The organism is Methylobacterium dankookense, assembly GCF_902141855.1.
Classification (GTDB): Bacteria; Pseudomonadota; Alphaproteobacteria; order Rhizobiales; family Beijerinckiaceae; genus Methylobacterium; species Methylobacterium dankookense.
In genome coordinates, this window is the sequence record NZ_CABFVH010000019.1 from 81,853 (window position 1) to 107,024 (window position 25,172).

Genomic DNA, 25,172 nt, shown 5'->3' on the forward strand with positions numbered 1-25,172 from the left:
TCACTCGATCCACGCAAATTCGATGCGCGGGAGATTCTGTCGATGAAGGCCCTTGTTCTGTCCGGCGCCGTTCTCGCCGCCGGCCTCGTGATGGCGCCCCTGACCGCCGAGGCCGGCCCCTACGGGCATGGCGGATACCGCGGCGGCCATGGCTTCGGCCATGGCGGCGTCGCGGGCGTCCGGGGCGGCTATCGCGGCGGCTTCGCCCGGGCCGGCGGCTTCGGCCATCGCGGCTTCGGCTATCGGACGGGCGGCTTCGGCTACCGCGCCGCCGGGCTCGGCTATCGCGGGTACGGCTACCGGGGCGGCTATTACGGCGGGCGCGGCTACGGACGCGGCCTTGGGCTCGGCCTCGCGGGGGCCGGGATCGGGCTCGGCGTCGGGCTCGCGGCCGGCGCCCTCTCGACGGGCTACGGCTACGCCGCCCCGGCCTACGGCTACGCCTATGGCAGCAACGGCTACGGCAATTACGGCTACGCCCCGGTCGGCTACAGCTACCCCGCCGCCTATGCCGCGCCGATCTATGCCGCCCCGGCCTACGGCTACGGAGCCGATTGCTACGGCTGGTGAGGCTGGGCCGGGGCGCTCACCCTCCTTCTGGGAGGATAGGAATGCCACGGTTCTGGATGGTGCGCGGGTTCCCTCCCCCTTGCGGGGAGGGGTAGGGGTGGGGGTGGTGCAGAAGGCACCGCTCCGCTCAATTCTGCGCGACCCCCACCTCCGGCTCCTCCCCGCAAGGGGGAGGAGAGGCCCGTTGCGGCGCACGTGCTTTCGGCCCCGCGCGGATGATCCGCCGGGGGCATGGCTGAAGTCACGGTTGGGGTGACGCGGGACGTCGCGAAGCCCGAAGACGCAACGTTGCACAAGAGCCGGCTCCCCGGCGTCCCGCGGATGAGTGCCGGGTCGCCCGGCCGATCATCCGATTTTGCGTCCGGTGTCCGTTACGCGGGGTCGCGAACTGGCGCTTAAGACAGTCCCGAGGTCGGTGCCCTCGGCGCTTCCGAGCGAGCCTTCGTCGCACGCCGCCCCAGCGCCCTCCCCCGATTCCCGAAGGGGAATCACGGCTCGGCGAGGGGCAGGCCGCGGCTCGGCGGGGTCCAGTGCAGGTCGGGGGTGCTGGCGTAGAGCCGCCGGTGGGCCAGCACCGCGTAGGTGTCGGTCATCCCGGCGATGTAGTCGGCGATGCGGCGGGCGACCTTCGCCTCGGAGGCACCGTCGAGCCCCGCGCTCCACTCCTCGGGCATGCGCGACGGATCGGCGCGGAAGGCCGCGAACAGCTCGGCCACGATGGTGTTGGCCTTGGCGCGCACCGCCATCACCCCGGGATGGCGGTACATCCGCGCGTAGAGGAAGCGCTTGATCGCCGCATCCGCCGCGGCGACCGGCTCCGAGAAGGCGATGACGGGCGCGCCTGCCGCGCGGATGTCCTCGACGCGCGCCGGGCGCAGGCTCCCGATCCGGCGCTCGCCCTCGCGGATCAGGTCCTCCACGAAGCGGGTGATGACGCGGCGTGCCAGCTCGTGGATCCGGCGCGAGACCTCGAGCCCTGGATGGAGCGCCTCGATCTCGTCGAGCAGTCCCTTCAGGAAGGGCACCTCGGCGAGGTCCTCGAGGTCGAACAGGCCGGCGCGCAACCCGTCGTCGAGGTCGTGGGCGTCGTAGGCGATGTCGTCGGCGAGCGCTGCGACCTGCGCCTCCGGCCCCGCATGGAGCGACAGGTCGAGGGGGTGGAGCGCATCGTATTCGAGGATCGCGGCCGGGATCCCGGCCCGGCTGTAGCGCGGCGTCGGGCGCCCCTCGGCATCGAGGAGTGGGCCGTTGTGCTTGACGAGCCCCTCCAGCGTCTCCCAGGCGAGGTTCAGCCCGTCGAAGCCGGCATAGCGCCGCTCCAGCCGGGTGACGATGCGCAGCGCCTGGGCGTTGTGGTCGAAGCCGCCGAAATCCGCCATGCAGGCATCGAGCGCGTCCTCGCCCGTATGGCCGAAGCAGGTGTGGCCGAGGTCGTGGGAGAGCGCCAGCGCCTCGGCGAGGTCCTCGTCGAGGCCGAGCGAGCGGGCGAGCGCCCGCGCCACCTGCGCCACCTCCAGGGTGTGGGTCAGCCGCGTGCGGTAATGGTCGCCCTCGTGGTGCACGAAGACCTGGGTCTTGTGCTTCAACCGCCGGAAGGCGGTGGAATGCACGATGCGGTCGCGGTCGCGCTGGAAGTCGCTGCGGGTCGGCGAGGCCGGCTCGGGGATCAAGCGCCCGCGCGTGCGCGCCGGGTCCGTGGCGTAGGGCGCGCGCCAGCGCTCACCGGAGGGCCGCACCGCGCCGCCTCCTCGCCCTGCTCTTGCTGGATCTCCGCATGGCTCCCCCTCGGCCCTCACGCGTTGCGGGGCTCGTCCTGCGCCCATATCTTGTGGGCGAAGCGGCGCCCGGCAATCGTCGGACCGCACGGTACCCACAGAGCTGTCCGGTTCGCCCCATGACCGAGATCATCCTCACGCCCCGCGCCGCCAAGCGCATCAACGAGATCATGGGCGCCGAGCCGCCCGGCTCGACGCTTCGCATCAGCGTGAACGGCGGCGGCTGCTCGGGCTTCTCCTACGCCTTCGACATCGCCAGCGACCGCGCCGAGCAGGACGTCGCGATCGAGCGCGACGGCGCCACGGTGATCATCGACCCCGTCTCGCTCGAATACATGGCCGGCTCGACCATCGACTTCGTGAACGACCTGATCGGCCAGTCCTTCAAGATCGAGAACCCGCAGGCCACCGCCTCCTGCGGCTGCGGCACCTCGTTCTCGATCTGACCCCTCCCGTCCGGGCCGTTGCAGCGGCACGACAGGTGCGAACCGTCGTGCCCGCCGCGCCGCGCCGCGATTGCGTGCCGTCGCGAACTGCGTCACGGATGGGAACGGCCGGCTTGGCGCCCCTCGCACAACTCCCGCTGCGCCGTCGCGGCCAGGGGAGGATTCCCATGGCTCGGGAGTCGTGCGAGATGCGCCGAGGTGCCGGCCGCCCCGCACACCTCGACATGCCGTCGGCGATCCGGACACGATCATGAGTCACCCGAAGGGCCGCGCCCGCCTCGCGCCGGCGGTTCTCGCGTCCGCGCTCGCCGCCGCCCTCCCCGCCTTCTGCATGATAGCGACGCCGCTGGCGGCGCAGGAGGCGGCCTCGGCGGTGCAGGATGTGACGCTCGCCGACGTGACCCTGCCGCTCGGCACCACGATATTCCGGGCGCCGAAGATCACGGTGAGCGGCACCCGCCTCTCGAAGGACGAGCTCACCGCCCTCCTCAAGGCCGACGCGCCCGAGCCCTGGCCCGCCCGCCTCGCCCGGCTGGAGGCCGCGAGCGTCAGCGCCCCCGTGCTGATCTCCGAGCATGCCGGCCCCGGCGCGATGCGCCAGACCGTGACCTATCGCGAGATCAGCGCCCGCGACGTGCGCGCCGGCCGCATCGCCGAGCTGACCACGGCCGGCGCGGCCCTCACCGTCACCGACGGCACCGAGACCGGCACCGGCACCTACGGCCCGATCCGCGCCACCGACGTGGACCTCGCGGCGCTGACCCGCCTCTACACGGTGGCGGGCGACGGCAAGGGCACGGTGCAGCGCCTCTACGCCGCCTTCCAGATCTCGGACGTGGTCTATACCGACGCCTCGGGCACCACGGTGAAGCTCGGCCGGCTGGAGGGCCGAGACCTCGGCGGGCGCCAGGTGCCCGGCGGCTGGAGCGGCGCCCTCGACGCGATCTCCGCCGGGCTGGCGGCGCTGAGCGCCGATCCCGAGGCCGAGGCGCTGCCCGCGCCCGAGCGCGCCCGGCTCGCCGGGGCCGGCGCCGACCTCCTCGGCGCCCTCGATGTCGGCACGCTCGAGGCGCGCGACCTCTCCCTCAGCGAGACCGACGCCGACGGGCCGCTCCTCATCGAGGTGGGGCGCCTGACCTATGCGAGCGGGCCCGAGGCGGGCTTCCGGATGGAGGGCCTCGCCTTCACGCAGGGGCCGACCCGCGCCCGCCTCGCGCGGCTCGCGCTGACCGGGGTCTCGCTGGCTCCCACCATCGAGACGCTGCGCCGCCTCGCCAGGCCCGACGCCCAGGTCGGCGAGGACGAGATGCGCCGCCTGATGCCGGCGATCGGCGCCCTGACTCTGCAGGAGATGAGCCTCGACCTGCCGCCCGAGCCGCCCGCCGCGAAGCCGGAGGCCAGGTCCGAGAGCAAGCCCGAGCCGAAGGTGGAGGCGCGGCCCGGTAGGCCCGGGGGCAAGCCCGAGTTGAAGACCGAGCAGAAGGCGGCCGGCGACCCCCTCGCCGCCCCGGCCGCGGCCCCGCCCGCCGGCACGCATGTGGCGCTGCGCGACGCGGCGATCAGCTTCGGGCCCCTGAAGGAGGGCGTCCCCACCGCGACCCGCGTCAGCCTGTCGGGCCTCGTCATGCCGGCCGCGATGATGGCGGATGCGCCGGTCCTCGGGGCGCTGTCGGCCTATGGCTACCGCGACCTCGACCTCACCTTCGTGGCCGACCTCGCCTGGGACGAGGGCAAGCGCGAGGTCTCCCTGCGCGAGATGACGCTGACGGGCCGCGACATGGGCACGGTGCGGCTCTCCGGCCTCGTCGGCGGCGTCGGGCCGGAGGTGCTGACCGCCAAGGTCCCGGCCGCGCAGCTCCTGATGTTCACCGCGAACGCCAAGACCCTCGACGTGACGGTGGAGAATACCGGCCTGTTCGAGCGCTTCATCGCGGCCCAGTCGAAGTCGCTGAGCCTGAAGCCGGACGAGCTGCGCCAGGAATATGTGAGCGCGAGCCAGTTCGGCGTGCCGATCATCCTCGGCGGCTCGGCCGGCGCCAAGGCGATCGGCGCGGCGATGGGCCAGTTCGTGACGAAGCCCGGCCGCCTCGTGGTCAACGCCAAGGCCAAGACCGATGCGGGCCTCGGCTTCGCCGACTTCGCCTTCGCCCGCTCGCCGGCGGCGGTGTTCGATAAGATCGAGGTGGACGCGAAGGCCGAGTAGGGGCACCCCCTACTCCGCGATCACCCCCGGATGCGCCGCCGCGAGGGCGGCGCGGGTCGCCTCCGCCCAGGCGCGGTCGCGGGCGTGGCGCGGGCGGTCGAGCGCCACCTCGGCGACGAGGCTCGCGGGCCGTGCCGAGAGCAGCAGGAGCCGGTCGGCGATGGCGATCGCCTCGGCGACGTTGTGGGTGACCATCAGCACGCTCATGCCGAGCCCGTCGACCGTGTCGACCACTAGGCCGCGCAGCGACGCCGCTGCCGCGTCGTCGAGGGAGACGAAGGGCTCGTCGAGGACGAGGAGGCGCGGCGCGTCGGCGAGCGCCCGGGCGAGCGCCACCCGCCGCTGCATGCCGAGCGAGAGCGCCCCGGGATAGCGCCCGCGCCAGGGCGTCAGGCCGAGATGGGCGAACAGGGCGTCGAGGTCGCGCCCGCGCCGGGCCCGCGGCATGGCGAGGCGCACGTTCTGCTCCACCGTCCGCCAGGGCAGGAGCCGCGGCTCCTGGAAGACCATGCCGGGCCGGGCGGAATCCGCGCACGGGTCCGGCTCGACGCGGCCCTCGTAGTCGGCGTCGAGCCCGAGCAGGATGCGCAGGGTGGTCGACTTGCCCGCGCCCGAGGGCCCGATCAGGCAGACGATCTCGCCCGCGCCCACCGCGAAGGCGAGGCCGCGCACCGCCTCGACGGGCTCGGCCGAGGCCGGGTGATAGACCTTGCGGTCGATGGCGACCCGGAGGACGGGGGACTCAGCGCCAGCGCCGGACATGCGCCTGCAGCCGCTGGAGGATCAGGATGTCGATGGCGATCATCACGCTCATGAAGACGATGCTGTAGCCGAGGATCGCCGCCACGTTGGTGCTCTGCACGAAGTAGAAGTTGATCGCGAAGCCGACGCCGTCGGGCCGGCCGAGCAGCTCGATCACGAGCACGATCTTCCAGGCGAGCGAGAGGCCGGAGCGCGCCGCGGCCACCACGTAGGGCTGGAGCTGCGGCACCAGCACGTGGGCGATCCAGGTGCGCCGGTCGAAGCGGTAGGTGCGGGCCATCTCCTCGAGGCCCGGATCGAGCTCGCGGGCACCCTCGCGCACGATCACCGCGACGTTGGGCAGCTTGTTGAGCACCACCGCCAGGATCGCCGCGGTCTCGTTGAGGCCGACCCAGATATAGGCCAGCACCGTGATCACCAGCGCCGGCGTGTTGAGGACGACGAGGAGCGGCGTGTCGAGGGCGATGTTCAGGGCCTTGGAGCGTCCCAGGGCCACGCCGAGCAGCACGCCCAGCACCATGGCGAGGCCGAAGGAGACCGCGACCCGCAGGAGCGTGACGCCGACATTGTGGAACAGGTCGCCGCGGGCCGCCTCCTCGGCGATGAAGGTGGCGACCGTCAGCGGGGCCGGCAGCAGGCGCGAGCCGGCGGCCTGCGCCGCCGCCTGCCAGGCGGCGAGCAGCACCACCACCGAGACGAGGCGGGTGAGGAGGTTCATGCGCGGGGAAGGCGGTTCCGGCCGGCCGGCTCAGCCATTCCGGCTCCCGTCGAAATAGAGGTCCGGCGGCAGCGCGGTGCCCGCGCCGACGAGACGCTCGCCGCCGAGCCGCTGCATCACCGCGTAGAGCCGCTCGCCGTCGACGCGCTCCTCGGCGATGGTCCGGCGCGGGATGCCGGCGAGGAAGTCGCGCTTCAGCGCCTCGAAGGTGGGCTCGTCCTCCGCCGTCATCAGCGGGCGCACGATCTCCCAGGCTTTGGGATCCGAGGCGAGGATGTCCTTGGCCGCCCGCGAGGCCCGGGCGAATCCGGCCACCACCTCGGGCTTCTGCTGCACGGCCGCCCCGTCCACGAGGTAGCCGATGAGAGCCACCGCGCCGGAGGCGCCGAAGGCGCGCATGATGTCGTCGGCCCCGACGAGGCGGCGGAAGCCCTTGGCCTCCAGCCGCGCGCAATAGGTCCAGTAGGTGAGCGCGGCGTCGAGCGCCCCCTGCTCCAGCTTCAGGGTGATCAGCGGCGGTGCGCCGTAGGCGAGCTCGGCCTTGGTCTCCAGGTCGAGGTCGGCGGCGTCGCGCGCCTGCGCCTTCAGGAGGAGCCAGTTCTTGTCCAGCGGTCCGCCCGCCACGCCGAGGCGCTTGCCGGCGAGGTCCTTGAGGCTGCGGATCGGGCTGTCGCCCGGCACCATCACGGCACCCTCGGTGGTCGAGTAGGGGATGAAGCGGAGCGCGCGGCCCTCGTTGCCGAGGCGGGCCGCCCAGAGCAGGTCGCCGACGATGGCGTCGACCTGGCCGCCCATGAAGGCGATGCGCGCCGCGTCGTTGCCGGCGAGCTTCACCACGTCGAGCTCGAAGCCGTTGGCCGTGTCGAGGCCGCGCGCCTTGATCACCGCCGCCTCCCAGGCGACCGTGCCGAAGGGCAGGCTGCCGAGGCGGAAGCTGGGCGCCGCCGCGCTGCCCGGGCGCGCCGAGAGGGCGGCCGCGCCCGCGAGCGCCCCGGCGAGCAATCCGCGCCGTGACAGCATGGCGCCCTCTCCCTGATGTCCTAGGCGGTTCTTCGACGCCGCGGGTCCGGATGCGAGCTTGGCGCGCGCGTTCGGCCGGGGCCATTGCCAAAAAGGTCATAGGGCGCCCTCGGCGAGGCGTCCACCGGCCATCTGTGCTGATCTTGCGCGCTTTCCCGGCCCGGGGCACCCTTCCCCCAAGGCAGTGCCCGAGGCAGTGGAGGAGACGGACGATGAGCGAGCGGCGCGAGGGAGCCCTGGACGACGCCACCATCGAGGCGCGGCTCAAGGCCGAGCTGCCGGACTGGCGCTACGAGGACGGCTGGATCCGGCGCACCTACAAGACGGCGGGCTGGAAGAGCACGCTGATGGTGATCAACACGGTGGGCCACCTCGCCGAGGCGGCCTGGCACCACCCCGACCTCACGGCCTCCTACGCCTGGGTCGAGGTGCGGCTGATGAACCATGCGGCCAAGGGCATCACCGACAAGGATTTCGCCCTGGCCGCCAAGATCGAGCAGGTGGTGGGCTGGCAGCCTGGCACGGAGGGCGGTGCGCTCGAAGGGACGCCCACCGACCCGCGCTTCGCCTACATCAAGTACGACAAGTAGGACTCGGGGCTCCGGCTACATCTTCCGGGTGTCGAGAGGGATCATCCCTCTCGCGGGTCCGGGCGGAGCCCGGGATTTGCATCGGGACTTCGCCCCGATACCCCACCAAAGGGATGATCCCTTTGGAAACCCGGATCGATCTCGCATGACCGACTCGACCGTGCGGGCCCTGCGCGGGCGCGTGCTCACGCTCAAGGGCAACCCGTTCCTCGACGAGCCCGGCGCCTGCCTCGTCCACCACGAGGACGGGCTCGTCGTGATGCAGGGCGGGCGCATCACCGCCTTCGGCGCCTATGCCACCACGCGCTGGGCCCTGCCCGAGGGCGTGGTGCCCGTCGAATATCCCGACAGCCTGATGGTGCCGGGGCTGATCGACACCCATGTCCACTACCCGCAGATCCAGATGATCGGCGCCTTCGGGGAGGAACTCCTCGAATGGCTGACGCGCTACACCTTCCCGGCCGAGTTCGCCTTCGCCGACCGGGTCCATGCCGAGGAGACGGCGCGGCTGTTCCTGCGCTCGGTGCTGGCCTGCGGCACCACCACGGCCGCGGTCTACTGCACGGTGCACCCGCATTCGGCCGAGGCCTTCTTCGCCGAATCGGAGCGGTTCAACACCCGCATGGTGGCGGGCAAGGTCCTGATGGACCGCAACGCGCCGGCCGCCCTCCTCGACACGGCCGAGCGCGGCTACCGGGAGAGCCGCGATCTCGCCGCGCGCTGGCACGGGCGCGGGCGCCAGCTCTACGCGGTCACCCCGCGCTTCGCGCCCGCCTGCTCGGAGGCGCAGCTCGACGCGGCCGGCGCGCTCATCGCCGAGGATCCGAGCCTCTATCTCCAGACGCATCTCTGCGAGAGCGAGGCGGAGGTGGCCTGGGTGCGCGACCTGTTCCCCGAGCGGGCGCGCTATCTCGACGTCTACGCCGAGGCCGGGCTGGTGCGTCCGCGCGCGGTGTTCGGCCACGCGATCCACGTGGACGAGGCGGATCTCTGCACCTGCCACCGGGCCGGGGCGGCGCTCTCGCATTGCCCGAGCTCGAACCTCTTCCTCGGCAGCGGGCTGTTCCGGCTGTTCGACGCCCTCGACCCGCGCCGCCCGGTCCGGGTCGGGCTCGGCACCGATGTCGGGGCGGGCACCTCGCTCTCCCTCGTGCGGACGCTGGGCGAGGCCTACAAGGTGGCCGCACTCCGCGGGGACAAGCTCGACGCGGTGCGCGCCCTCTGGCTCGCCACGGCGGGGGGCGCCGAGGCCCTGCATCTGGAGGACCGGATCGGCCGGATCGCGGGGGGCTACGAGGCCGATCTCTGCGTGCTCGATACCGCGGCGACGCCCCTCATGGCGCACCGGGCGCGCTACTGCACCGATATCGAGGAGCTGCTCTTCGTGGTGATGACCCTCGGCCACGAGCGCGTGAGGGCGACCTGGGTCGCGGGCGAACCGGTCTACGAGGCGGGACGGGCCGAGTCGTTCCGCTATGCGGGGAAGAGCGGTGGTTGATGTGGGATCCCCTCGCCCCGCTTGCGGGGAGAGGGTCGCGACGACCTCGTCGTCGTCGCGACAAGGCGGCAGCCGAGGGTGAGGGGGCGGTTCCGAAGGAGCCTCTTCCGGGGCCGCCCCCTCACCGCCGCTTCGGCTTCGCCTTCGCTTCCCACAGGGACGACGAGGTCCCTGTGGGCCTCTCCCCGCAAGCGGGGAGAGGGGGACACGCGCCGCCGGTCGTCAGGCGCCGAGGCCGCCGAGGCAGACGTACTTGGTGTTGAGGTAGTCCTCGATGCCCTGGTAGGAGCCCTCGCGGCCGACGCCCGATTCCTTGACGCCGCCGAAGGGAGCCACCTCGGTGGTGATGATGCCCTCGTTGACGCCGACCATGCCGTATTCGAGCGCTTCCGAGACCCGGAAGGTGCGGCCGAGGTCCTTCGTGTAGAAGTAGCAGGCGAGCCCGACCTCGGTGTCGTTGGCCATCGCGATCGCCTCGGCCTCGTCGCGGAAGCGGAAGAGCGGCGCGAGCGGGCCGAAGGTCTCCTCCTTGGCGACCTCCATGCCGGGCACCACGTCGACCAGCACGGTCGGCTCGAAGAACGAGCCGCCCAGCGCGTGGCGCTTGCCGCCCGCGATCACCCGCGCGCCCTTGGCGGTGGCGTCGCGGATATGCGCCTCGACCTTCTCGACCGCGGCATGGTCGATGAGCGGGCCCTGGACCACGCCCTCCTCCGCGCCGTTGCCGACCTTGAGCGCGTTGGCCGCTTCCGCCATCTTCGCCGCGAAGGCGTCGTAGATGCCGTCCTGCACCAGGAAGCGGTTGGTGCAGATGCAGGTCTGGCCGGTGTTGCGGAACTTGGCGAGCATCCCGCCCTCCACCGCCCGGTCGAGATCCGCGTCGTCGAAGACGATGAACGGCGCGTTGCCGCCAAGCTCCATCGAGACCTTCTTCACCGTGCCGGCGGCCTGGCTCATCAGCAGCTTGCCGATCTCGGTGGAGCCCGTGAAGGTGATCTTCTTGACGAGCGGGCTGCCGGTCATCTCGCCGCCGATCTGCCTGGCCGAGCCGGTGAGCACCGAGACGAGGCCCGCCGGGATGCCGGCGCGCTCGCAGAGCAAGCCCCAGACCAGGCCCGAGAGCGGCGTCTGCGTCGCCGGCTTGATCACGATCGGGCAGCCGGCGGCGAGCGCCGGGGCGAGCTTGCGGGCGATCATCGAGGAGGGGAAGTTCCACGGCGTGATCGCCGCCACCACGCCGACCGGCTCCTTGGTGACGAGGATGCGGCGGTCGGGCCAGGGCGAGGGCACCACGTCGCCGTAGACGCGGCGCGCCTCCTCCGCGAACCACGTCACGTAGGCGGCCGACATGCCGACCTCGGTGCGGGCTTCCGCCAGCGACTTGCCCTGCTCGGCGGTGAGGATACGGGCGAGATCCTCCTGGTTCTCCAGCACGATCGCGGCGAGCTTCTTGAGGAGCGTGGCGCGCTCGGCGGCGGTCTTGGCGCGCCAGGCCGGGAAGGCGGCGTGCGCGGCTTGAATCGCGCGGCGCGTCTCCTCGGTGCCGGCGTTCGGCACGCGGCCGATGATGCCGCCGGTGGCGGGGTTGTTGACCTCGATGGAGCCCGACCCGCTCTTCGACCACTCCCCGCCGATCAGGCAGGCATCGACGAGCAGGCTCGGGTCCTTCAAGGACAGGGTCTCGGTCTCAGGCATTCGAGGTTTCCTTTGGAGGCTGTGGCGCGGCGTTGCGCGGCTTGATGGGCACGCTCTGGGCCGTATTCCTCGCCTGTGCCTCGGCTTTTGTCTCGAAGACGTGGGGAGCTAGGTCCCGACTTGCCAGCGATGCGCCGAGTTTCAGTCTCATGAACGCGCTCGTCGTATAGCGAGACGCGGTCTCGTAGTAGCGGTTCTCCAGATAGGCGACCGTGGAGAAGTAGGCGTCGCTCACGGTCGGATCGATGTCCACGCCGTCGTAATTGGCGATCAGGTGCACCTTGCGCCCGATCTCCTGGCAGGTGCGCTCGTATTCGCGGCGCACCAGCTCCACGTCCTCGATGGTCCGGACCTGGAAGCCCTCGAGGTTGCAGAACAGGATGTTGCGTTCCTCGTCGTAGCTGAGCCGCTCTGCAAGAGAGAGGCCGAGGAGCCAGGGCTCCAGCCCCATCACCCCGTCCCGGAACAGGCGCGGGTCCATCGGCTTCGGGTCGTGGACGATCGGCCGGAACCCCATCTGCGCGAGGATGTCCCGCTCGATGTCGATGCCGGGCGCCACCTCCACGAGCTCCATGCCGGCCCGCGTGCGGCGGAAGGTGCAGCGCTCGGTCACGTAGAGCACCGGCTGGCCGCGCTCGGCGGCATAGGCGCCCGAGAAGGTGACCTGCTCCACCGCCTCGATGAACTTGCGCGAGCGCCCCTCCTGCAGGATGCGCACGCCGCCGTCCACGACCGCGACCTTGAGCCCGTCCGCCGTGAAGGTGCCGGCGAAGACCAGCGACTTCGCGTTCTGCGAGATGTTGATGAAGCCCCCGGCCCCGGCCAGCCGCTTGCCGAAGCGGCTGACATTGACGTTGCCCGCCCCGTCGCATTGCGCGAGGCCGAGGCAGGCGAGGTCGAGCCCGCCGCCGTCGTAGAAGTCGAATTGCTGGTTCTGGTGCAGCACCGCCGCCGGGTTGAGCGCCGCGCCGAAATCGAGCCCGCCCTGCGGCAGGCCGCCGATCACGCCGGGCTCGGCGGTGAGGGTGAGGTAGCGCAGCACCCGCTCCTCGGCCGCCACCGCGGCGACGCCCTCGGGCATGCCGATGCCGAGATTGACCACGCCGCCCGGCGGCAGCTCGAAGGCGCAGCGCCGGGCGATCACCTTGCGCGCGTCGAGGCTCATCGGGACGATGCGGTCGAGGGGCACGCGCTGGCGGCCCGTATAGGCGTGGTTGTAGGCGGTGCCGTAGGTCTGGCGGTGGTTCTCGGGCTCGCTCAGCACCACGCAGTCGACGAGCACGCCCGGCACCTGCACCTCGCGCGGGTTGAGCGAGCCGGCCTCGGCGAGCCGCTCCACCTGCGCGATCACGAAGCCGCCCGAGTTCTTGGCGGCCATGGCGGCGGCGAGGTTGTCGAGCGTCAGCGCCTCGCGCTCCATGGTGATGTTGCCGGCCGGATCCGCCGTGGTGCCGCGGATCAGCGCGACGTTCACCGGGAAGGCCTTGTAGTGCAGCCAGGGCTCGCCCCCGAGCTCGACCACGTTGACGAGGTCCTCCGTGGTGATCGCGTTGAGCTTGCCGCCCTCAAGGCGCGGATCCACGAAGGTGTTGAGCCCGACCTTGGTGATGTGGCCCGGCGTGTGCGCGGCGATCTCGCGGTAGAGATGCGAGACCACGCCGAGCGGCAGGTTGTAGGCCTCGATCTTGCCCTCGACCGCGAGCGCGCCGAGCTTCGGCACCAGCGCCCAGTGGCCGCCGACGACCCGGCGCACGAGGCCCGGCAGCGCGAGCCGGTTGAGCCCGCGCTCCTTGCCGTCGCCGGGGGCGGCGGCGAACATCAGGCCGAGGTCGCGCGGGCCCTGGCTGGCCTCGAAGCGGCGGGCGAGCGCCAGGATCAGCTCGTCCGGCGTGCCGATGCCGACGAAGCCCGAGACCGCGACCATGTCGCCGTCATGGATGATCGCGACCGCCTCGTCGGCGCTGACGATCTTGTTCTTCAGGTTGCCCAAACCCGGATCCCCCCTCAGCCTCGCTCTCAGCCTCTCTCAGCCGCGCGCGCTCAGCCAGTCGGCGATGCCGGAGCCCAGCAACGCCTGTGCCTTGCCGCCGACGAAGACGCCGACATGGCCGCCGGGCAGGCCCAGCTCCGTGTAGTCCTGCGTGCCGATCTTGCCCGAGAGCGCCCGCGAGGTGGCGGGCGGGATGATGTGGTCGTCCTTGGCGAAGACGTTCAGCACCGGACAGGTGATGTCGGAGAGCTTCACCGTGCGGCCCGACAGCTCGAAGCGGTTCTCCACCAGCTTGTTGTCCTGGTAGAGGTCCTTGAGCCATTGCTTGGCCGCCTCGCCCGGATGGTCCGGCCGGTCGGCGATCCACTTCTCCATGCGCAGGAAGTTCAGGAACTTCTTCTTGTCGGCGAGCGCGTCGAGCAGGTCGAGATTGTACTTCGTCAGCGTCCGCATCGGCGTCATCATCGAGAAGACCGAGCCCATGAAGGCGCCGGGCAGCGAGCCCTGCGACTCGATCAGCCGGTCGATGTCCTCGGGCGAGAGCGAGCGCATCCAGAGGTTGATGAAGCCGTGGCCGGGGCGGTTGTCGACCTGGTCGGCGTGGAAGTCGATCGGCGTGATGGTCAGCACCATCGCGTTGACCTGATCGGGATAGAGCGCCGCGTAGCAGGTGGTGAAGACGCCGCCCTCGCAGATGCCGAGCAGGTTGACCTTCTCGGCAGCCGTCTGCGCCTGGATCGCCGCGACGCATTCGGCGAGGTAGCCGTCCACGTAGTCGTCGATGGTAACGAAGCGCTCGGCCCGGCTCGGATTGCCCCAGTCGACCACGTAGAGGTCGAGGCCGAGATTGAGCAGGTTGCGGACCAGCGAGCGGTCCTCCTGCAGGTCCGCCATGGTGTAGCGGCCGATCAGCCCGTAGACGATCAGCACCGGGGGCAGGCCCTTGGACTCGGCCAAGGGGCGGTAGCGGTAGAGCGAGACCTTGTCCTGGCTCCAGACGAGGTCCTTCGGCGTGGTGGCGATCTGGACGTCGGTGTCGCGGATCTCGCCGAAGAGCTTGGCGCCCTCGGCGATGCGGCGCCCGAGCGCCGAGACCTCGGCCACCGCGTCGGCCGGCGTGATGGTGGGGCGGCTCACGGCGTGGTCTCCTTCTGGCGCGTGGCACCCTTCGCGCGCTTGAGGGCGCGCAGCTCGCGGCGGAGTTCCGTCACCGTCTTGTGCAGGTCGTCGAGCTCCGCCCGCGTCGGGTAGCCGAACATCTGGCTATAATATTCGCCGATATCCTGCTGCGCGAGGCGCAGATCCGTGGCGGCCTTGAGCGATTCCCGCTGGCTCTTCAGGAAGGCGTCGGAGCGCTGCGTCTCCACCAGCACGTCGTTGGCGGTCTCGATCCACAGGGCCATCAGGGCGCGGGCGGATTCGAGCGGCTGGCCGGCCTCGGCCTTGGCGTTGACGGCCTTGGAGAAGGCCCCCGTGGCCCGGGTCCAGGCCTCCAGCATCAGGGTGTTGTGCTCGAGGTTGCGCCGCCGGAGCGCCGTCCAGGCCGTGGTCAGGCTGGCGAACTTGCGCTCCACCTGGAACAGGTCGGCGAATTGCGGCCCCTCGGCGAGGCGGCTCAGCGCCGCGTCGACCTCGCTCGAGGCCGAGAGCCAGCCGCGCGGGTCGAACACCTTGGCGAGCACCTCCGCCGCCACCGGGTCCTGGCCCGACTTGGCGCCGAGATTGGCGCTGAAGCCGGCTGCGACCGCCTGCGCGTCGGTCCAGGCCTTGGCATAGGCCGCCTGCGCCGCGCGGGCCGCCTCGAAATCGGGGGCGGGCGCCGGGCCGGCTGCGGTCTGCAGGGCGCCGAACAGGTTGGCCTGCGCCTCGGCGAAGGAGCGGGCGCCGCGGCTCCACAGCTCGCCCATCGCCTTCATGCTCTCAACGGGATCCATCCCACGCTCCTCCCTATCCGTGCCCGGTCGTCCCGTGCCGGCTGTTCGCCGAAGGGGATGCCGGCCCGCCTCACCGCGGGCCGGTTCCGCTGCGCGTCGCGCCAAGGTCGTGCCCTGGTCGCGTCATCCCGGATCCGCCCGATCCGCTTGGGACGGCGGATCCGGCCTCCGCTCAGGCCGCCTGCCGCGCCTTGCCGTCGAGCGCCTCGGAATAGATCGCGAAGGCGTCGCCGTGGGTGACCTCGCGCGGGTTGTTCACGAGGAGGCGGGTCTGCTTCATCGCGTCGGTGGCGAGGCGCTCCAGATCGGATTCCTTCACGCCGACCTCGGCGAGCGAGGCCGGCACCTTGCAGTCCCGGCAGATCGCGGCGAGGCCGTCCACGAAGCGGGCGGCGGCCTGATCCTCGGGCAGGTTGACCGCCTCCGCGTCGAGGATCGGCGCGAGCTCGGCGTAGAGCCCCTGCGCGTGGCTCAGGTTGAACCGCATCACCCCCATCAGCACCAGGGCGTTCGAGAGCCCGTGCGGCACGTGGAAGATCGCCCCGATCGGGTAGGCGAGCGCGTGCACCGCCGCCACCGGCGCGTTGGCGAAGGCCATGCCGGCGAGCATCGAGCCGAGCAGCATGCCGGAGCGCGCCTCGAGGTTCGTCGGGTCGGTGCAGGCGGTGCGGATATTGGCCGAGAGCAGGGCCAGCGCCTGCTTGGCGAGCTGGTCCGAGATCGGGTTCTTCTTGTGCTTGCTGGTGAAGGCCTCGATGGCGTGCACCATCGCGTCGATGCCGGTGGCGGCGGTGACGTGGGCGGGCAGGCCCAAGGTCAGCTCGGGGTCGAGCACCGCCCAGTCGGGCAGGAGCTTGTGGGAGACGACGCCCTTCTTCTCGGTGGTCGGCGTGGTGACGATCGAGATCGGCGTCACCTCCGAGCCGGTGCCGGCGGTGGTCGGCACGAGGATCAGCGGCAGGCGCTCGCCCTTGGCGAGGCCGACGCCGTAGATGCCGTCGAGCGGCTCCTCGGACTTGGCGAGATAGGCCACGAGCTTGGCCGTATCGAGGGCCGAGCCGCCGCCGATGGAGAGAACGAGGTCGGTGCCGGCCTCGCGGGCGCGGGCGGCGGCGGCCTCGACGATGGTCGTGGGCGGGTCGGCCTGCACGTCCTCGTAGATGTCGAGGGTGATGCCGGCCTCGGTCAGCGCGGCCTCGGCCGCCTTCGTCAGGCCGGCGCTGCGCACGCCCTTGTCGGTCACCAGCATGACGCGGCTGGCCTTCAGCCCGGCCACGATCTCCGGGAGCTTCTTGGCGGCGCCGGCCTCGAACAGGACGTTCGGCGTGGTCTGGAAGGTGAAGGGGTTCATGGTGCGCTCGGGATCCCTGCTGCTGCCGTCTGGCTCACATGGTGCCCGGGCGCCGGGGCGCGCGGGCGGTCCGGTATCGGACGACGCCGATTGTCTCCGGTCTCCTGCCGATCTCCTGCCGGGACCGGCCTCGCGCGGCGGACGAGAACCGCCGCGCGAGGTCCGAGAGCCTCACTCGGCGGGGTCGAGCTCCAGGTCCTTCACCTTCTCGCGCAGCTCGTTGACGAGCACGCGGGTGTTCTCCGAATAGTCGATCGGCACCGCCACGAGGTGGACGCCGCCGGCCTGGAAGGCCTTCTCCAGCGTCGGCACCAGATCCTCCACCGCGCCGACCCGGTGGCCGGTGGCGCCGTAGGATTCGGCGTACTTCACGAAGTCCGGGTTCTTGAAGGTCATCCCGTAATCCGGGAACTCGTCCACCGCCTGCTTCCAGCGGATCATGCCGTAGGCCGAGTCGTCCAGGATCAGCACCACGAGGTTGAGGCCGAGGCGGACCGCGGTCTCCATCTCCTGGCTGTTCATCATGAAGCCGCCGTCGCCGCACACCGCCATGACGCGGCGGTTGGGATAGAGGATCGCGGCCATCATCGCCGAGGGCAGGCCGGCGCCCATGGTGGCGAGCGCGTTGTCGAGCAGCAGCGTGTTGGCGACGTAGGTGCGGTAGTTCCGCGCGAACCAGATCTTGTACATCCCGTTGTCGAGGCAGACGATGCCGTCCTCCGGGATCACGCTGCGCACGTCGCGCACCAGCCGCTGCGGCGTGACCGGAAAGCGGTCCTCGTCGTTGCGGGCGGAGATGCGCTTGAGGATGTGCTCGCGAAGCGAGAGCAGCGCGCCCGCGTTCGGCAGGCGGTCCTCCAGCCGGTCGGCCAGCAGCTTCAGGGTGGGGCCGAGATCGCCCACCACCTCGGCGTCGGGATAGTAGACCTCCTCCACGTTGGCCGGCATGTAACCGATGTGGAGCACCTTCTGGCCGCGCTGGCCCATGAAGAAGGGCGGCTTCTCCACCGTGTCGTGGCCGATGGCGATGATGAGGTCGGCCGCGTCGATCGCCTCATGCACGTAGTCGCGCTCGGAGAGCGCGGCGGTGCCCATGTAGAGGCGGGTGCCGTGGGCGACGGTGCCCTTGCCCATCTGGGTGGTGAAGAACGGGATGCCGGTGCGCTGCACGAAGCCGCCGAGATCGCTCGTGGAGCGCGGGCGGGAGGCGGCGGCGCCCAGCATGATCAGCGGGCGCTTGGCGGCGACGATCATCTCGGCGGCGCGCTCGATCGCCTTGGGATGGGCGACCGGGATGTCGATCGGGTGGGTCGGCACCGAATAGGCCTCGGCCTCCTCGGCGGCGATGTCCTCGGGCAGCTCGAGCAGGACCGGGCCGGGCCGCTCCTCCATGGCGACGCGGAAGGCGTCGCGCACGATGGTCGGGATCGAGGAGGCGGAGACGATCTGGCGGGCCATCTTGGTGATCGGCTTCATCGAGGCGATGATGTCGACGATCTGGAAGCGGGCCTGGCGGGCCTTCAGGATGCCCTTCTGGCCGGTGATGATGATCATCGGCATGGCGCCCAGATGCGCGTAGGCGGCGCCCGTCGAGAAGTTGAGCGCGCCCGGGCCGAGCGTGGCGAGGCAGACGCCCGGCTTGCCGGTCAGCCGCCCGTAGGTGGCGGCCATGAAGGCGGCGGCCTGCTCGTGGCGGGTCAGGATCAGCTCGATCTTCGAGGTGCGGAGCGACTCGACGATGTCGAGGTTCTCCTCGCCCGGGATGCCGAAGATGCGCTCGACCCCCTCGTTCTCAAGCGCCTGGACGAGTAGATCGGATCCTTTCGGCATGACGTGTTCCTTCTTCGAATCAAGGGCCTGGCGCGTGGGTCGGCCGGCCGGGACGACGGTTCGGGCCGCAGTCGAGGGGGTGGTTTCGATGAAGCCGGCCTGCCCGACAACCGGACCGGTCCCGGTTCCGGGCGTGCGAGTATAGGATTCGGGCCGGTTGAAAGTGGTCGACATTACACCGCATTCATTGTCGCCGGCCGCTGCACGGCCGGCGGCGTGCGGCCGCGGCGGCCGAGAATCAGCACCGTCACCACCCCCGCCGCGGTGAGGCAGACCAGGGGCGTCAGCGCCAGCGGGAAGCTGCCGGTGCGGTCCTTGATCACGCCGAGCAGCGAGGTCGCGCCGCCGGTGCCGAGATGCGACAGGGTGTTGATCGCCGCGATTCCCGCCGCGGCGGTGGCCGGGGAGAGCCACTCGGTGGCGAGCGCCCAGAACGGCCCCTTGATCGCGTAGTTGCCGATCAGGACGAGGCTGAGCAGCACCATCACCAGCGTGAGCGAGTTCGTGAGGTTGGTGAGCGCGAGGCAGAGCGAGGTGAGCGCGAGCGGCAGGGCGGTGTTCCAGACGCGCTCGCCGGAGCGATCGGCGCGCAGGCCCCAGAGGATCATGAACACCGAGGCGATGCCGAAGGGGATCATGTTGAGGAGGCCGGTCTCCAGGTTCGACAGGCCGAAGGATTTCAGGATCTGCGGCTGCCACAGCGAGAGCGCGTTGCTGGTGGCCGAGGAGCCGGAATAGATTAGCGCCAGCGCCCAAACCTGCTTGCTCGCCAGCACCTTCCAGAGCGGCATGTGCCCGGCCTGCGCCCCCGGGGCGGCGCGCTCCGCGGCGAGCGCCCCCTCCAGCCACTCGCGCTCGGCCGGCGCCAGCCAGCGGGCCTCGGCCGGCCGGCTCGGCAGGAGCAGCAGGGCGCCGAGGCCCAGCAGCACGGCGGGGATCGATTCCATCACGAACAGCCATTGCCAGCCGTGCAGGCCCGCCACGCCCTCGAGCTCCAGGAGCGCGGCCGAGAGCGGCGAGCCGAGGAAGCTCGAGAGCGGGATCGCCACCATGAAGGTCGCCACCACCCGCGCCCGGTAGGCCTTGGGGAACCAGTAGGTCAGGTAGAGGATCACGCCGGGGAAGAACCCGGCCTCCGCGGCGCCGAGCAGGAAGCGGGCGGCGTAGAACGAGTAGGGGCCGACGACGAACGCCATGGCGATGCCGACGAGCCCCCAGGTGATCATGATCCGGGCGATCCAGATCCGCGCCCCGACCCGCTCCATGGCGAGGTTGCTCGGCACCTCGAACAGCACGTAGGCCACGAAGAACAGCCCGCCGCCGATGCCGAACATCGCCTGGCTGAGGCCGATATCCTTGTTCATGGTGAGGGCGGCGAAGCCCGCATTCACCCGGTCCACGTAGGCGATGAAGTAGCAGAGGATCAGGAAGGGCACGAGGCGCAGGCCCACCTTGCGCATGGTGGCCGCCTCGATGGCGGCGGGCGCGCGCGCGGCGCCAGCGGCGTGGCTGTCCGTCATGGTTTCCTCCGATTGATTCGTTGCGGCGCCTTGCGCGCCCGCCTCCCGCCCGCGGCCGGAGGAGGGATCGACGCCCCCTGCGGGGCGCGAGGTCACCTCTCCCGTTCGGGAGAGGGAGGCGCCCTCCCCCGCGGCGGGGGAGGGCTTGGCCGGGTCAGACCAGCTGCTTCAGGAAGATCAGCACGCCGGTCACCGTGATGGCGCCGCCGATGCGGGTCGCGATCTGGGCGAAGGGCATGAGCTGCATGCGGTCGGCGGCGGTGAGGATGGCGACGTCGCCGGTGCCGCCCTGGCCGGAATGGCAGGCGTTCACGATCGCGGTCTCGATCGGGTACATGCCCAGGCGCCGCCCGACGAGGAAGCCCGTCGCCATCAGGGTGAACACCGTCGAGACGATGACGATCAGGTTCACCAGGGTGAAGGCGGCCATCAGCTTGTCCCACGGGGTGAGGGCGACGCCGATGGCGAAGAGCAGCGGGTAGGTCATGCCGACCTGCACGAACTTGTAGACCACGAAGCCGCCGGCCTGGAGATGGGGCGAGACCGCCTGGGTCAGCTTGGCGAGCACCGCCAGGAACAGCATCGCCACGGGGGCGGGCAGGCCGACGACGTGGTGCATCATCACGCCGAGCAGGTAGAGGGTGACGGCGGTGAGGCCCGCGGCGGCGATGGTGGAGACGTCCATGGCGCCGCCGGTCTCGCTCTTCACGCTCTCGCTCTTGGTGTCCATGTCGTCGTGCTCGCCCGGCTGCAGCCGGCCGTTGCCGGTGAGGTGGGGCATGCGCTTGCCGACATAGTTGAGCGTGCCGGAGAACAGGATCGCCGTGAGGCTGCCGAGCATGACCGGCGGCAGGACCTGGGCGAAGAGGTCGCCCTGGTTCAGGCCGAGGATCGCGGCGTAGCCGATCGAGAGCGGGATCGCGCCCTCGCCGACGCCGCCGGCCATGATCGGCACCACGATGAAGAAGAAGGTCTTGTAGGCGCCGAGACCGAGCGCCATGCCGACCAGGGTGCCGACGCAGGCCGCCGCGACCGAGCCGACGGCCAGGGGCACGAAGATCTTGAGGAAGCCGCGGATCAGGACCTGACGGTCCATGCCGAGGATCGAGCCGACGATGATCGCGGCGATGTACAGGTAGAGGAAGTTGGTGAACTTGGTGAAGTCGACGATCGACTTCTGGATCTGCGGCGGGATCAGGCCGTAATAGGCCAGCGCCGAGGGGATGAAGGTCGCGAAGATCGCGCCCGCCCCGATGGCGCGCAGGACGGGAAGCCGCTTGCCGATCTCGGCGCAGGTGAAGCCGCCGAGCACGAGCACCGCGATCATGGACGGCGCGTCGGGCTTGATCTCGCCCTCGAGGGTCAGGATCGTCAGGAGGGCGACGAGGATGAGGTAGACCGGGATCGGGATGATGCCGATCTTGAAGTCCATCAGCCGCCACCAGCCCTCGGGCCAGAACGGCTTGCGGGCGGATTCGGCGGTCCGGGGCACGGCACCCTGGGCCTCGAGCGGAATCGGTCCTGCGGTGTCGGCGTGCATCAAGTTTCCTCCCGGATCGCTTCGTCACCGGCGGCTGGCTCACCGCTCTTGGCTCTGTTGAACGTGCTTGTTATGCCCCCTCCCTGACGCCAACCTGACAGGTGGCGGACGCACGATCGTGTGATCTTCAGATCCGAACATTGCTTCGGATCTGAAGATCGCCGAGCCCGCGCGGCGCTTGAGCGAAGTCGCGATCCTGACGTCCCGCCCGGGGCGGCCGGATCGCGCGTGGAGGGCGGGTCCGGCGATGCGGATACTGGTCGTCGAGGACACGACCGAGGTCGCCGAGTCGATCGTCGAGGGCTTCCGCCGCATCGGACACAATGTCGACTGGGCGCAGGACGGACTGACCGCCGAGGAGATCCTGGCCACGCAGATCTACGACCTCGTCGTGCTCGACCTGAACCTGCCGGGCCGCGACGGGCCGGCCCTGCTCAAGGATTATCGCGGGCGCGGCGGGACGAGCCCCGTCCTCGTGCTCACCGCCCGCGGCGCCGTGGACGACCGGGTGCGCGTGCTCGATCTCGGCGCCGACGACTACCTCGTGAAGCCCTTCGACTTCCGCGAGCTGGAGGCCCGGGCCCGGGCGCTGCTGCGCCGCTCGGCCGGCGAGGCCACCAACGCGCTCGTCTGCGGCGACGTCGCCATCGACCGGCAGGCGCGCAGCGTCAGCGTGGCCGGCCATCCGGTGGAGATGACCCGCCGCGAGCTGATGCTGCTCGAGATCCTGGCCGCGCGGCCGGGCCGCGTCTTCAGCAAGGACGAGCTGCTCGACCGTCTGTTCGGTCTCGACGAGAGCCCGAGCTTCAACGCCGTCGAGCAATACGTCGCCCGGGTGCGGCGCAAGCTCGGCGCCTCGGAGGTGCAGATCCGGACCCTGCGCGGCCTCGGCTACCAGCTCAATCCGGGACAACCCAATCCGGGGCAGCCGAAGCCCCTATGATCGCGTCGGGCGGCCTCTCCCTCTACCGGCGCGTCACCGGCCTCGTCGCCGCGGTGATGGCGGTGACGGGGATCGGGCTCGGCGTGGTCGCGGCGAGCTACGCCCGCGGCGCGGCCGACGACGCCTACGACCGGCTGATGGTGGCCGCCGCCCTGCAGATCGCCGAGAGCGTCTACACGCAGGACGGGCGGCTGCTCGCCGACCCGCCCTTCTCGGCCTTCGAGACCCTGGCCCTCGCCCCCGACGACCGGGTCTTCTACGCGGTCGCCGGGCCGGACGGCGCGGTGCTCACCGGCTACGACGACCTTCCGGGCGCGGTCCGGGTCGATCCGGCCGGCGCCGGCTCGGCGGTGGGCAACGGCACCTTCCGCGGCGTGCCCGTGCGCGTCGCCGCCGCGCGGCGCTACATCCCGGACGCGGCCACGCCCGGCTGGGTGCGCGTGGCGCTGGCCCAGACCAACGAGGCGCGCGGGGCGCTCGCCCGCGACCTCACCGTGAAGGCGCTCGCGCTGCTGGCCGTCATGATGCTGCTCGGCTTCCTCGCCGCGCTCGTCGCCGTGCGCCTGGCGCTGGCGCCGCTCGCCCGGGTCGAGCGCACCATGTGCGAGCGCGACCCGAAGGACCTCGCGCCGCTCGCGATCGAGACGCCGCGGGAGATCGGCGCGCTCGTGGGCGCCATCAACGGCTTCACCACGCGCCTGTCGCGGCATCAGGCCGTGCTCCAGCGCTTCGTGGCCGAGGCGAGCCACCAGATCCGCACGCCGCTCGCCGCCCTCTCCTCGCAGGTCGAGATGCTGGCCTGGTCCGAGACCGGCACCGGGCCGGAGGCCGAGGAGCGCCGGGCCCGCCTCACCCGGATCCGCGCCCGCACCCGCGAGCTCGCCCGCCTCACCAACCAGCTCCTCGACCATGCCATGGTGAGCCACCGGATCGAATCCGTGCCCTTCTCGCCCGTCGACCTGTCGGAGCTCGGCCGCCAGGTGCTGCGCGACGCGGCGAGCTCTGCGGTCGGGTCGCTGTCGGCGCCCCCCGACCTCGACCTCGCCTTCGAGGGGCCGGAGGCGCCCGTCATGGTCCTCGGCGACGCGATCTCGCTGCGCGAGGCGCTCGGCAACCTCGTCGGCAACGCCCTGAAGCACGGCGCCCGCGCGCGGCTGGAGATCGCCGTGCGCGACCTCGGCGGGGTGGGTGAGATCGCGGTGATCGACGACGGGCCCGGCATCCCGCCGGAGGACCGCGAGCGGGTGACCCGGCCCTTCGAGGGCGGCCCGGGCCGCGGCGAGCGCGGCGAGGGCGCGCAGAAGGGGGCCGGGCTCGGCCTCTCCATCGCCAGCGATGTGGTCGCCGCCCATGGCGGCCGCCTCGCCTTCGTGACCCTCGCCGACGGGCGCTTCGCGGTGACCCTGACGATCCCCGCCGCCGCGGCGCCCGCGAGGGCGGCGTGAGCGCGTCCGCCCGCCTCGCCCTGCTCGTCCTCGCGCTGCTTCTCGGTACGGGCGCGGCGCGGGCGATCGAGACCCACCGCTTCCCTGCGCCCGGCAGCGCGGCGGTGACCCTGAGCCTGCACGCGGCCACCGACATCGCGGCCATGCGCCCGCTGATCGAGGACTTCCAGGCCACCCGGCCGGACGTCGCCATCGTCTATACGGAATACGTCACGGCCGAGCTGTTCGAGCGGATGCGGGTCGCCTGCGAGGGCGCGGGCGGGGTCGACCTCGTCCTGTCCTCCTCCGTCGACCAGCTCCTGAAGCTCGTCAACGACGGCTGCGCGGAGAAGCTCGGCCTCGCCACCACCGGCCTGCCCCGCTGGACCCGCTGGCGGGACGAGCTGTTCGGCTTCACCTTCGAGCCGGCGGTGATCGTCTACAACCGCGACGCCGTCCGCCCCGAGGACGTGCGCCGCACCCGCGCCGAGCTGATCGACCTCCTGCGTGCCGATCCCGAGCGCTATGCCGGCCGGATCGGCACCTACGACGTCACCAGCTCGGGGATCGGCTACCTGTTCTCCGCCTACGACGCCCGCGCCGGCGCCGTGTTCGGACGCGTCATGGAAGCGCTCGGCCGCGCCCGCGTGGTCTTGAGCTGCTGCACCACCGATATCCTCGACGCGCTGGCCGCGGGGCGCCTCGCCATCGGCTACAACCTGCTCGGCTCCTACGCGGTGGCGGCGGTGCGGGCGGGCGCGCCGCTCCGGGTGGTCATCCCGCGCGACTACACCCTGGTCCTGAGCCGGGCGATCTTCGTGCCGAAGCGCGCGCCGCATGCCGAGGCCGCCCGCGCCTTCGTGGCCTACCTGCTCTCGGCGCGCGGCCAGGCCCGCGCCCGCGAGACGAGCTTCGCCTTCGGCTTCGACGGCAACACCGTGCCGGAGGCGGACGGCCCCGCCCTCCCCCCCGCCTCGGCGATCCTGCGGCCGATCGAGATCAGCCCGGAACTGCTCGCGATCCAGGACAGGGCCAAGCGCGCGCGGCTGCTCGGCGACTGGCGCAGCGCCGTGGGGGCGCCCGTCGATGCCGGTGCGCGCTGATCCCGGCCGTGCGTGGGGTCAGGCCTGGTCCGATACCAGACTGCGATGAGCGCGCCTCATCGCAGTCTGCCCGTGCGACTGCACGGCGGCGGTCGTCCGCCGGGCGCATTGATCCCGACCTTGGGTCGGAATCAATGCACTTTGGAATGAGGCGGGCTCAGCGCCCGTAGATGTCCTCGACGCGGATGATGTCGTCCTCGCCGGTATAGGAGCCGACCTGGACCTCGATCAGCTCCAGCGGGATCTTGCCGGGGTTGGAG

The 25,172-nt window shown here is 71.4% G+C and carries 21 protein-coding genes; 8 read left to right on the forward strand and 13 right to left on the reverse strand.

The genetic code is table 11. The features are described 5' to 3' along the window. The first annotated feature begins 42 nt into the window (after nucleotides 1-42). A complete protein-coding gene (locus MTDSW087_RS15630) occupies nucleotides 43-570 on the forward strand; it encodes a hypothetical protein (protein ID WP_144765457.1) in 528 nt (175 codons plus the stop codon). A 488-nt stretch (nucleotides 571-1,058) separates the two neighbouring features. On the opposite strand, the gene MTDSW087_RS15635 is transcribed toward MTDSW087_RS15630, so the two are convergent. Next, complete coding sequence (locus tag MTDSW087_RS15635; protein ID WP_238178825.1) at nucleotides 1,059-2,306, reverse strand: deoxyguanosinetriphosphate triphosphohydrolase; 1,248 nt, start codon at nucleotides 2,304-2,306, stop codon at nucleotides 1,059-1,061. A gap of 158 nt (nucleotides 2,307-2,464) precedes the next feature. Between MTDSW087_RS15635 and MTDSW087_RS15640 the strand changes: the two genes are divergently transcribed. Both MTDSW087_RS15640 and MTDSW087_RS15645 read left to right on the forward strand, forming a co-directional pair. Continuing rightward, nucleotides 2,465-2,791 carry a HesB/IscA family protein gene (locus MTDSW087_RS15640; RefSeq protein ID WP_144765461.1) on the forward strand — a complete coding sequence of 109 codons (327 nt, stop codon included), beginning with the start codon at nucleotides 2,465-2,467 and terminating at the stop codon, nucleotides 2,789-2,791. 250 nt (nucleotides 2,792-3,041) lie between these two features. Then, a complete protein-coding gene (locus tag MTDSW087_RS15645; RefSeq protein ID WP_144765463.1) occupies nucleotides 3,042-4,994 on the forward strand; it encodes a hypothetical protein in 1,953 nt (650 codons plus the stop codon). Nucleotides 4,995-5,003: 9 nt separating this feature from the next. On the opposite strand, the gene MTDSW087_RS15650 is transcribed toward MTDSW087_RS15645, so the two are convergent. Genes MTDSW087_RS15650 through MTDSW087_RS15660 form a run of 3 tightly spaced genes read right to left on the reverse strand, consistent with a single transcriptional unit; the run spans nucleotide 5,004 to nucleotide 7,494 of the window. Beyond that, nucleotides 5,004-5,756, reverse strand: a complete 753-nt coding sequence (locus MTDSW087_RS15650) for an ABC transporter ATP-binding protein (protein ID WP_144765465.1) — start codon at nucleotides 5,754-5,756, stop codon at nucleotides 5,004-5,006. After that, entirely contained in the window at nucleotides 5,737-6,474 is a 738-nt protein-coding gene (locus MTDSW087_RS15655; protein WP_144765467.1) for an ABC transporter permease, read from the reverse strand. The genes MTDSW087_RS15650 and MTDSW087_RS15655 overlap by 20 nt, the downstream gene beginning before the upstream one ends. A 30-nt stretch (nucleotides 6,475-6,504) precedes the next feature. Further along, complete coding sequence (locus MTDSW087_RS15660) at nucleotides 6,505-7,494, reverse strand: ABC transporter substrate-binding protein (protein ID WP_144765469.1); 990 nt, start codon at nucleotides 7,492-7,494, stop codon at nucleotides 6,505-6,507. Between the two features lie 212 nt (nucleotides 7,495-7,706). Here MTDSW087_RS15660 and MTDSW087_RS15665 point away from each other — a divergent pair, with 212 nt between their 5' ends. Together MTDSW087_RS15665 and guaD are read left to right on the forward strand one after the other, a co-directional pair. Continuing rightward, a complete protein-coding gene (locus tag MTDSW087_RS15665) occupies nucleotides 7,707-8,084 on the forward strand; it encodes a 4a-hydroxytetrahydrobiopterin dehydratase (protein WP_144765471.1) in 378 nt (125 codons plus the stop codon). Nucleotides 8,085-8,229: 145 nt separating this feature from the next. Next, the gene (gene guaD / locus MTDSW087_RS15670; protein ID WP_144765473.1) at nucleotides 8,230-9,582 is read left to right on the forward strand and encodes a guanine deaminase; all 1,353 of its coding nucleotides are present in this window, start codon (nucleotides 8,230-8,232) and stop codon (nucleotides 9,580-9,582) included. 222 nt (nucleotides 9,583-9,804) lie between these two features. Here guaD and MTDSW087_RS15680 read toward each other — a convergent pair whose 3' ends face one another. From MTDSW087_RS15680 to MTDSW087_RS15715, 8 genes are all read right to left on the reverse strand, one after another. Beyond that, complete coding sequence (locus tag MTDSW087_RS15680) at nucleotides 9,805-11,277, reverse strand: NAD-dependent succinate-semialdehyde dehydrogenase (protein ID WP_144765475.1); 1,473 nt, start codon at nucleotides 11,275-11,277, stop codon at nucleotides 9,805-9,807. Further along, nucleotides 11,270-13,267: an acyl CoA:acetate/3-ketoacid CoA transferase gene (locus MTDSW087_RS15685; RefSeq protein ID WP_144765477.1), complete on the reverse strand. Its 1,998-nt coding sequence runs from the start codon at nucleotides 13,265-13,267 to the stop codon at nucleotides 11,270-11,272. The genes MTDSW087_RS15680 and MTDSW087_RS15685 overlap by 8 nt, the downstream gene beginning before the upstream one ends. Nucleotides 13,268-13,303: 36 nt before the next feature. Then, nucleotides 13,304-14,404 (reverse strand): class III poly(R)-hydroxyalkanoic acid synthase subunit PhaC, encoded by a 1,101-nt coding sequence (gene phaC, locus MTDSW087_RS15690; protein ID WP_144765479.1) that lies wholly within the window; start codon nucleotides 14,402-14,404, stop codon nucleotides 13,304-13,306. Beyond that, the gene (locus tag MTDSW087_RS15695; protein ID WP_144765481.1) at nucleotides 14,401-15,201 is read right to left on the reverse strand and encodes a poly(R)-hydroxyalkanoic acid synthase subunit PhaE; all 801 of its coding nucleotides are present in this window, start codon (nucleotides 15,199-15,201) and stop codon (nucleotides 14,401-14,403) included. The genes phaC and MTDSW087_RS15695 overlap by 4 nt, the downstream gene beginning before the upstream one ends. Before the next feature lie 172 nt (nucleotides 15,202-15,373). Then, the gene (locus MTDSW087_RS15700; protein ID WP_144765483.1) at nucleotides 15,374-16,552 is read right to left on the reverse strand and encodes an iron-containing alcohol dehydrogenase; all 1,179 of its coding nucleotides are present in this window, start codon (nucleotides 16,550-16,552) and stop codon (nucleotides 15,374-15,376) included. Between the two features lie 171 nt (nucleotides 16,553-16,723). Beyond that, a complete protein-coding gene (locus MTDSW087_RS15705) occupies nucleotides 16,724-18,382 on the reverse strand; it encodes an acetolactate synthase large subunit (RefSeq protein WP_144765485.1) in 1,659 nt (552 codons plus the stop codon). 173 nt (nucleotides 18,383-18,555) lie between these two features. Further along, complete coding sequence (locus MTDSW087_RS15710) at nucleotides 18,556-19,902, reverse strand: MFS transporter (protein ID WP_144765487.1); 1,347 nt, start codon at nucleotides 19,900-19,902, stop codon at nucleotides 18,556-18,558. A gap of 154 nt (nucleotides 19,903-20,056) precedes the next feature. After that, a complete protein-coding gene (locus tag MTDSW087_RS15715) occupies nucleotides 20,057-21,442 on the reverse strand; it encodes a 2-hydroxycarboxylate transporter family protein (protein WP_144765489.1) in 1,386 nt (461 codons plus the stop codon). Nucleotides 21,443-21,689: 247 nt separating this feature from the next. Between MTDSW087_RS15715 and MTDSW087_RS15720 the strand changes: the two genes are divergently transcribed. The 3 genes from MTDSW087_RS15720 to MTDSW087_RS15730 are packed head-to-tail and all read left to right on the forward strand — an operon-like array spanning nucleotide 21,690 to nucleotide 24,912. Continuing rightward, nucleotides 21,690-22,385 (forward strand): response regulator transcription factor, encoded by a 696-nt coding sequence (locus MTDSW087_RS15720; protein ID WP_144765491.1) that lies wholly within the window; start codon nucleotides 21,690-21,692, stop codon nucleotides 22,383-22,385. After that, on the forward strand, nucleotides 22,382-23,830 hold the full coding sequence (locus MTDSW087_RS15725) for a sensor histidine kinase (protein ID WP_144765493.1): 1,449 nt from the start codon (nucleotides 22,382-22,384) through the stop codon (nucleotides 23,828-23,830). The genes MTDSW087_RS15720 and MTDSW087_RS15725 overlap by 4 nt, the downstream gene beginning before the upstream one ends. Next, nucleotides 23,827-24,912, forward strand: a complete 1,086-nt coding sequence (locus MTDSW087_RS15730; protein ID WP_144765495.1) for an ABC transporter substrate-binding protein — start codon at nucleotides 23,827-23,829, stop codon at nucleotides 24,910-24,912. The genes MTDSW087_RS15725 and MTDSW087_RS15730 overlap by 4 nt, the downstream gene beginning before the upstream one ends. Nucleotides 24,913-25,069: 157 nt before the next feature. Here the strand turns inward: MTDSW087_RS15730 and MTDSW087_RS15735 are convergent. Next, nucleotides 25,070-25,172, reverse strand: a 103-nt coding sequence (locus tag MTDSW087_RS15735) for a hypothetical protein (protein WP_144765498.1), incomplete at its 5' end; no start/stop codon positions are given.